Here is a 9071-nt window from a genome sequence, read left to right on the forward strand (position 1 = left end):
TGGTAGACGACGACTCCGGCGGAAGGCGCTTCGAGTTCCAGCCCGGGCCCGTCTTCACCAATATCCTCTTGGCGGACGAGGTGAATCGCGCCACGCCGAGGACCCAGTCGGCGCTGCTGCAAGCGATGCAGGAGCGAAACGTCACGGAAGGGGACACGACACGGGCTCTGCCCGCACCGTTTCTCGTGCTCGCCACTCAGAACCCCCTGGAGATGGAGGGAACGTATCCGCTGCCTGAAGCCCAGCTCGATCGGTTCCAGCTAAAGATCCGTGTGCCGTTCCCGACCGCCGAGGTCATGCAGCAAATCTTAGAGACGACGACGGCTGGACCCGCACCGCTGCCGGAACCCATCTTCTCCGGGGACGACGTGCTCCGCATGCAGAGCCTTGCCCGGATGGTGCCAGTCGCCTCCACTGTCCGAGGTGCCATCGTGCGATTGGTCATGGCAACGCATCCGACCGACGAGCGAGCGCCGGACTCGGTTCGGCGGTACGTCGCGTTCGGAGCTAGCCCTCGCGGCGCGCAAGCCATCGAGCACACCAGCAAGGTTCGCGCGCTCGCGGAGGGACGCCTCAACGTGTCGCTGGGGGACGTACGAGCCGTCGCCCTTCCGGCTTTGAGGCATCGACTGCTCCTGAGCTTCGAGGGCGCTGCAGACCGCGTCGAGACCGACACGCTCGTGCGGGACGTCGTCGATGCCGTTCTTGACGCCTGACGAACCGTGTGTCGTTCGCACTCCAGTGTGGCGTTTTTGCCACGGTTTCCGCCGACCCACCGACGCACGACATCCGGTGGCAATGCCTCAGATACCGCCGTTTATGGCTTTCCTGAGTCGATGGTGTCTGACCCCCGGAACTGGCACGCCGATTGCTAACACTAGGTCGGTTGTTGAAAATGGCGGACACTTGACTTACAGTGGGGTAGCCTGCGTTATCGACAAGTCATCGCACGGTGCGATGCACGCAGGCTACCTTTTCCATTTTCCAGCCGGTTCACGGTCACACGCAGGGCGCACAGCCGCCCGTTCATCCCATCCACATCGAGGGGATATCCCATGACGACTTCACTTCTTGCGGATCGGCGTAGCCAGATCGGCGAGTCGCCACGGATCGACTCCGCTGGGCGGATGCTGAGTGCCGGAGTCGTCGTGGCTTTGCTGGCGTTGACGCCGCTGGTGGCTCGTGCCGATTGGTCGTTCTCGTTCGGGTGGAACCTGCCGGTCGCCTATGAATACGACTACGAGTACGAGTATCAGCCGGATCGACTGACGCGTGAGCGACGCAACGCCGCCGAGGTCGACGACTGGTTGGAGCGCGGCAACGCCACGGTGACGCTCAGTCCCGTATTCGACGAGGGATTGCGCGTCGCTGCATGGGCAAACGACGACACAGCGCGCGACGAGGACCGCGAGTTCGGTCTCGCCAGCGCGATCTACTTCTTCCGAGTCCCACGTGGGGCTCGACAGATACGTGTCCGAATCCGCTACGAGGGCACGGGATCGGTTCGCGAGCTCGGCGACGCGATGGCTGGTAGGGCCTGGATCCGTACGCCCGGACGAGGCGATTCCAACGATCCCGATGAACCTCTCCAGGGCGACACGTTCATCCTGCGCCAAGACCGGCGATCCGAGACGATCCGCGTTCCCGCTCGCGGCTACGTGAACGACGACGGCATGATGGAACTGCACGTCGTCGCCGACGGCGGCACGCGCATCGACGTGGACTACATCGAGGTCGAAACGTTCTCCGTCGAGCGCGAGACCCGCGCGATCCGCCGCTACCTGCCGGTCTACGAATGGCGCCCATGGTGGGACTACACCTACACCTACTTCTACGGGGGGAGCTTCTACTTCCCTACCGACTATGGCTATTACGTCTTCTGGGACTTCCCGGTGACGGACCGAGTGTATGTGTCGATCCGCCGTCAGTACCGGTCGTATCTGTTCGACACGTGGTACCCGCGGTACCCGTCCCGAACCGTCTACGTCCGACACTACAGCATCTACGAGCCCCGAGGCACTCGCTACGTGAACCGGTGGACTCCCGAGCTCCAGACGATCCGCAGCGAGTACGAGCGTGGGCGCGATACGAAGCTGCGCCGTCCACCGGACGAAGCCGTGCGACTGAGGAATTCCGTGTCCTCGGCGATGAGCTCGTATCAGCGATCTCCGGCGCCGTCATCGGTCGCGTCTCAGGGTTACGCGAAGTCGCGCCGTGACGCGCCGCAGGCTGCTCCAGACCGTCGGACCTTGGGCGGACCGTCCGTGCCGGGCTCCGCGCTGAAGTCGCGCCGATCCGACACGCCGTCGTCGCAGGCATCGGATCTACTCGACTCGATCCAGCGGGCTCGAACGCGCTCCGTGGCTCCTAGTGGGACGGATTCGGACGAGGTGAAGCGTCGACGCAGCGCATCGGAAGGCTCCGGCGTGTCTTCCAGTCCTTCCCGATCCGGCTCGTCGAACCGGTCGAGCTCGTCGGATTCGAGCAGTTCCGACAAGCGACGCCGATCCAGCGACGACTCGTCGGTGAAGTCGAAGTCCTCGTCCAGCAGTAGTTCCTCGTCTTCGTCGTCCTCGAACAGCGATGACGACGAGGAGAAGAAGAAGCGGCGTCGCTAGGCGAATCAGGTGCATCACATGACGGGGCCCGGCTTCGCGCCGGACCCCGTCGTCTGTACCCGCCCGTTCACGGGATGCGCTCTGGTGACCGCTCTGCGCCCTTTCCCGCCACGTCGGCACGGCTCCGAGTTTGACCGGCGTTGTGCGCCTCGGTAACATACCTGCGCGGCTGGAACCGTCTCGCTTCTAGGCTCGCCACTGCATGGTCATCGAACGATCCATCGTTCCCTTCGTCGTCGTGCTCGTCGTTGGCGTATGCGTGGCGGTACTCTCGTACATCCTCCTGCCCCGTCCGCTCACCGGGATGACGCGCGCGGCGCTCATCTGCCTGCGCGTTGCCGCCGTGGCTCTCCTCGCGTTGGCGCTGTTGGAACCGCGCCGCGTCGAGACACGAGAGGAACCGGTCCGAGCTCGTGTCGCCGTGCTCGTGGATCGCTCGCAGAGCATGTCGATCGCCGACGAGGGAGCGTCCACCCGGTGGGACGCTTCGGAAGCCGCCGCTAACCAGCTCTCGCACGCCTTGTCATCGCGATTCGATGTCCGTCGCTACACGTTCGACGACGCGCTCCACCCAGCACGCGAGAGCGAGGAAGCTGCGCCTGACGGACGGGCGTCGGACGTCCTTGGGGCTGTACAGCACGCGCTCTCCGACGCACGCGGCACGCCCATTGCAGGCGTCATCGTCTTCACGGATGGAGCCCAGAACGTCGGCTATGCGTCGGAGCAGACCCCATCTGGAGCGCCGGTCTTTCCAGTCGGCGTCGGGAGCCCATTGGCTCCGAAAGACATTGCGGTTCTGAACCTATCTGCGCCGCCAGTGCTGTTCGTCGATCAGGAGGCGACACTCACCGCGACCATCCGCGCAGAAGGCTATCTCGACCGTCCCATCTCGGTGACGCTCCTTCAAGACAACCGCCCGCTCGTCGTGGAGACGATCCGCGCGTCAACCGCCAACCGCACCCCCAGCGTGTCGTTCCGCGTCACACCGACGCGAGAAGGCGGCGTACGGTTCACGGCGTCGGTGCCGGCGGCATCCGAGGAGTTGACCCGCGACAACAACGCGAAGAGCGTCCGAGCCCGAGTCCTTCCCGCCAAGATCCGCGTGCTCCTCATCGACGGCACGCCTCGGCATGAGTTCGCGTTCCTGCGTCGGTCGCTCGCGGCGATGGCGGAAGTCGAGCTGACACCCCTGCTCATTGCGTCGCCTTCGGTGTCGCGCGCGGCAGACAGCGCTCCAGCGCGGACCGGACGGTACCCACTGCTCGATTCGGCGCCATCGCTGCCATCAAACGCCGCCGAGCTCAGCCGATACGATGTGGTCATCGTCGGCGACGTTGCGCTGTACCTGCTCCCACGGAACCAGCGCGACGCGCTGGAGAGCTTCCTCAGCACACGCGGCGGAGGGATCGCGTGGCTGGCGGGAGCCCAATGGCTCTCGAGACGGCTCGGAGCGGGAGCATTCGAGTCGCTGCTGCCCGTGACGGTTCCCACGTCTGGTGCGTCGATCCAGACAGGGGAGTTCGCGCCGGAGCTTGTCGCGGACGGCAGGTACCATCCGGCGACGCAGTTCGCCGACACTCCTGAGGCGAACGACCTGCTGTGGCGACAGATGCCCCTGTGGAGCCGCCTGTACGCAGGTCTGCGCCCAAAGCCCGGGAGCTCCGTGCTGGTCGCCGCAAACGGCGGCGCGAGCCCCGTCGTTGTCTTTGAGAGGAACGGAGCCGGCAAGTCGCTGCTCATCGCCACCGACGCGCTGTGGCAATGGGCGTTCGCCGCGAAACAGGATGGCAGCGTTGGCGCGGCTGCGACGGCGTACGACCGGTTCTGGGCGCAGGTCGTTCGCTGGCTGGCGACGCGATCCGACGTGAAGCAGACCGCACTGGTCCTGTCGAGGCTCCAGTACGAGGCGGGCGAAATCGCGGAGGTCGCCGTGATAACCTATCGAGCCGGCTACCAACCCGCATCGGACGCCCATGTTCGCGTCACCGTGACGGAGCCCTCCGGTGACCGCGCCGAAGTGCCGATGGCTCCCGACCGCGACCGGCCCAGCCGATTCGTCGGCCTGCTGCGACTTCCTAAGGTGGGTACGTACGAACTCCGAGCGGAGGCATCGTCGCAGGGCGTGTCACTGGGAACCGACTCGGCATCGGTCGATGTCGAAACGCCGCAGCTGGAGTTCGCGAGCCCGGCGCGTGACGACGCCCGCCTCCAGACGTTGGCGGATTCCACAGGCGGTCGCTATGTGCTGCTGAACCAAACGGACGAGATCGCGCCGCTGCTGGAGGAGAGCACCGAGACGCGCACTCTCCGCGTCCGACGAGCTGCCTGGGACACCCCGCTGCTGTTGATCGCCGTCGCGCTGGCGCTCGGAGCGGAATGGGCGATCCGCAAACGGAAGGGCCTCGTGTGACGGAACGCCACCATCGGCGAGTCGCGCTCCACACCCTCGTACGGTGCGCTGTGCTCGTCGCGCTCCTCTCCGAGAGCAGCGGCGCGGTCGCCCAGACGCCCTTCGCCATCGGGCAGCTCAAGTACGGCGGAGGCGGCGACTGGTATTCGAGCACGGCGTCAATCGCCAACTGGCTCCGAGAGATACGCCAACGGGTCGGCATCCCGACCGAGACCCAGGCGCGAGTCGTCGCGCTTACGGATCGAACGCTCTACCAGACGCCTTTCCTCTACGTCAACGGTCACGGGAACTTCCGACTGACGGATGCCGAGGTCGCCGCGCTCCGCAAGTTCCTCACGACAGGCGGGTTCCTGTTCGCCAATGACGACTACGGGATCGACCGGAGCTTCCGCCGTGAGATCGCGCGTGTTCTCCCGAATTCGCCGATGCAGCCGATCCCGGCGGCGCACGCGATCTACCGCAGCTTCTACGAACTGCCCGGTCTCCCGAAGGTGCACGTCCACGACGGCGATCCGGCGCAAGGGTTCGGCATGTTCCACAACGGTCGGATGGTCGTCTACTACGCATGGAGCGCCGATATCGGCGACGGTTTGGAAGCATTCGAGGTCCACAAAGACCCCGACGACGTACGCGAAGCCGCCGTTCGCATGGCGGTGAACATCGCCGTCTACGCTCTCACCAACTGAGGCGATGGGAACCGTGTCACAGCCGCTTGCCCAAACGAATCCGACTGCCATCGCCGACGTCCTGCGCCGGCTGGACGCGCTCAGGCGCACCGCATGGGCCCTGAGTCTGATGGCTGGGCTCCTACGGTGGGGCGCGGCGACGGCAGTCGCAGGAGCGGTCCTGGTGGCGGTCGGGAGCTTCCTACCGCCTTGGGCGCGCCTGGTGGGGCTGGCGGCATGGGCGGCTGGCTCCGTCTGGCTGGCATCCCGCGAATGGCTGGGTCGACTGCTGCGTGTGCCGACGCGAGAAGACCTCGCCGGCAGAATCGAGGACGCCGATCCCGACGCGCAGTCGCGCGTCATCGCCGCCGTGCAGCTACACGCGGATGCGCGCGCGCGCGACCGCCTGGGATACGACTCTCGACTGCTCAACACAGCCATCGACGATGGAGCCCGTGCGGCAAACGCCGCTGATGGTCGGCTGGTGCTGAGTGCGGAGCGTCGGCACGCACTGCAAGGCGTTTCGCTCGCTCTGGTAGCGACGGTCATCGTTGCTGGGCTCGGCGCGACGGGCGTCGTTTCGGCAGATCGCATCCGAGCTCTGTGGCAGTCGCCGACCGAGTCGTTCACTTACGCAATCGAGTCGGTTCAGCCCGGGAACGCGGCGATCCAGCATGGCGGCGATGTACCCGTGCGAGCTCTGATTCGCGGTACGTATTCAGGCGACGTGAGCCTCCGATTCAGGGAGACCGGCGAGTCGGATTGGCGCAGCCTTCGCATGGAGAAGTCCGGCGCAGTCTACGAAGCGTCGATCCTGCACATCGTTTCGACCACCGAGTACCAAGTGGTCGCCGGCAAGGAAGCATCCGAGCAGTTCGCGCTCTCCGTCGCCTCGCCGCCTGTCGTGGAATCGCTGCGCGTGCACCTGCGCTTCCCGGAATACTCCGGCGTCGCGTCCAGAGCGCTGGAGGACGGCAACGGCGACGTGACCGCGCTGGTCGGCACGCGTGTGGACTGGCAGGGAACCAGTGCGGTTCCTCTGCGATCCGCTCGACTGGACTTCGATGAGACGGAGGACGTCGAGCTCGCCGTAGATGGCAGCAGCTTCACTGGCGGAACCGACGTCACAGCCAGTGATCGGTATGCCCTGGTGCTCACCAGCAGCGACGGAGTCACGCACGCGGACCCGCCGCGCTACGTCGTCGTCGCCGTGCCCGATTCGCCGCCGGAACTGACCGTCACCGCCCCAGGCACGGACACGTCTCTCGACCGGACGATGCGGCTCGGGCTACAGGCAGAAGCAGTTGACGACTTCGGCGTATCCAAGTTCGTGCTTCGCTACAGCAAGGAGGAGGGCTCGCAGCCGGCTGCGGTGGTCATGGCATCGCATCGGCGAGCGACGCCGGTGGCGCAGGTCGCTTATTCGTGGGACTTGGGCCCGCTGGACCTATTCCCTGGCGAAAGCGTGAGCTACTACGTCGAGGCGTGGGACAACGACACCGTGTCCGGGCCCAAGTTCTCCGTGTCGCCGACGTACCGGGTACGGTTCCCAGCCATGGAGGAGCTGTTCGACGAGCTCGCCGCGAGCCAGCAGAGCCAGTCCGACGCGCTCGCGTCGATCTCTGAGGAACAACAGGCGGTCAAGGACGTGGTCGATACGATTGTGGACAAGCTGCGCAAGGAACAGGAGCTGACGCTGCGGGACCGCAAGGACCTCGAACAGGCTGCCCAGCGCCAGGCGGATATTGAGCAGCGTCGGGAGGAGCTCGCGCGCGAGGTCGCCAAGGAGCTGGACGCCGCCCAGCGGAACGACTTGATGAACCCGGAGACGCTCTCGAAGGTCGCCGAAATGCAGCGCCTGCTCGACGAAGTCGCCTCCGAGCAACTCAAGGAGGCGCTCAAGAAGCTGCAAGAGACGCTGCAGTCGACGGAACTGGGAGAGCAGCGCCGCAAGCTGATGGAGGCGAGTTTCGACCAGGAGGCGTTCCGCCAGCGCATCGAGCAAATGATCGACATGCTCGAGAAGGCTGTCGCTTCGCGCGAGGTGCAGAAGGCGCTTCGGATGGCGGAGGAGCTCGTCGAGCAGCAAAGGATCGTCGTCGAAGGCACGGAGGCTCTACGGAGCGATGTTGGCGATCGGAAGCCTCGCCCCGGAACGCAAGAGGCGCAGCGCTCGCAGGAGCTTGCCGACGATGAGAGCCGCGTCGAGCAAGGCGCGAAAGACCTGCTGGCCCAAGTTGAGCTAGCCCAGGGCAAGCTCGCCTCTGAGGAGGCTCTGAAGCAGGTTGCCGACGAACTCGACAGACTGCGCAACGAGGCGCAGACGCAGGACCTGGTTGGCGACTTGTCCAAAGCGCAGGGCAGACTCGCGCAACGCGATCCGGCGCAAGCACAGCCACCCGCTACATCCGCGCTCCAACAACTCCAGGCGATGCGGCAAGGGCTGGACAACGCGAACGAGTTCATGCAGGGCGCAGACGGAGAGCGCATCGCCGATGCGCTCCGGGCATCCGTGCGCGACACGCTTCACGTCGCCGCAGAGCAAGAAGAAGTGCTGCGCCGCGCGACGCAGATGAATCAATCGCGCAGCGGCGTCTCGTCGTCTTCGGCGAACCCCGTCCGGCAGCAGCTCGCGGTCCGCGAGCAGACGCTACGCGAGGGCATCGATCAGGTTTCCCGGCGGCTGGAAGCGCTCAGCGAGGAGGAGATTCGGGTTCCGCTAGAGGTCGCATGGGGCTTGCGGGAAGCGTCCGACGCAGCGAGGCGCGCGGTCCAGGCGCTGGAGGCAAACGAGACGGAGCGCGCCGTGCCGATTCTCGGTCAGGCTCTGGGATCGTTGAACACGACCACGCTGCGGATGCTCGATGCGCTCAACTCCATGAACGCGCAGATGCAGCAGTCCGGGCTCCAGGGGATGATGGATCAGCTCGACCGACTCGCGCAGGGACAGGCGGACCTGAACCGACTGGCAGAGCAGATCATGGAACAGATGCGCCGTCAGGGACAGACGCCGGGCGGCGACCAGACGATGGAGCGCATGGCGTTCGAGCAGTCCCTCATCCGCGAAGCCACCGAACGCCTGGCGTCGCGTCTCAAAGGCATGGAGCAGGTACTCGGCGAGCTGGGCGACCTCGGACCCGAGATGCAGGAGGTCGAACGGCGGCTCCAGGCGTCTCAGATGAACCGGGACGTGCTGGAGCGGATGCGCCGGATCGAGACGCGTATGCTGGAGAGCTCGAAATCCCTGCAGCAGCGCGAGACGGGCAAGGACCGGAGAGCCCAGACGGCTCGACGATTGTTCGACGATCAGAAGGGCGTCGAGGATGCCGAGTGGCGCCGCATCCGCGAGCGCTTCCGTTCCGAGCTCAGCGAGCTCGA

Annotated in this window: 5 protein-coding genes; all 5 read left to right on the forward strand. The window is 65.7% G+C overall.

What is annotated here, in order from left to right; genetic code table 11:
* A partial coding sequence (locus tag FJZ36_16415; protein ID MBM3216483.1) for a MoxR family ATPase occupies positions 1-716 on the forward strand: 716 nt, incomplete at its 5' end.
* A gap of 339 nt (positions 717-1055) precedes the next feature.
* Positions 1056-2618: a hypothetical protein gene (locus FJZ36_16420; protein MBM3216484.1), complete on the forward strand. Its 1563-nt coding sequence runs from the start codon at positions 1056-1058 to the stop codon at positions 2616-2618.
* A 202-nt stretch (positions 2619-2820) separates the two neighbouring features.
* Complete coding sequence (locus FJZ36_16425) at positions 2821-5028, forward strand: hypothetical protein (GenBank protein MBM3216485.1); 2208 nt, start codon at positions 2821-2823, stop codon at positions 5026-5028.
* A complete protein-coding gene (locus FJZ36_16430) occupies positions 4995-5714 on the forward strand; it encodes a DUF4159 domain-containing protein (protein ID MBM3216486.1) in 720 nt (239 codons plus the stop codon). Before FJZ36_16425 ends, FJZ36_16430 begins: the two co-directional genes overlap by 34 nt.
* Before the next feature lie 13 nt (positions 5715-5727).
* Positions 5728-9071 (forward strand): hypothetical protein (locus FJZ36_16435; GenBank protein ID MBM3216487.1); only part of this gene is annotated, 3344 nt, incomplete at its 3' end.

It is taken from the genome of Candidatus Poribacteria bacterium (genome assembly GCA_016866785.1).
Taxonomy (GTDB): Bacteria; Poribacteria; WGA-4E.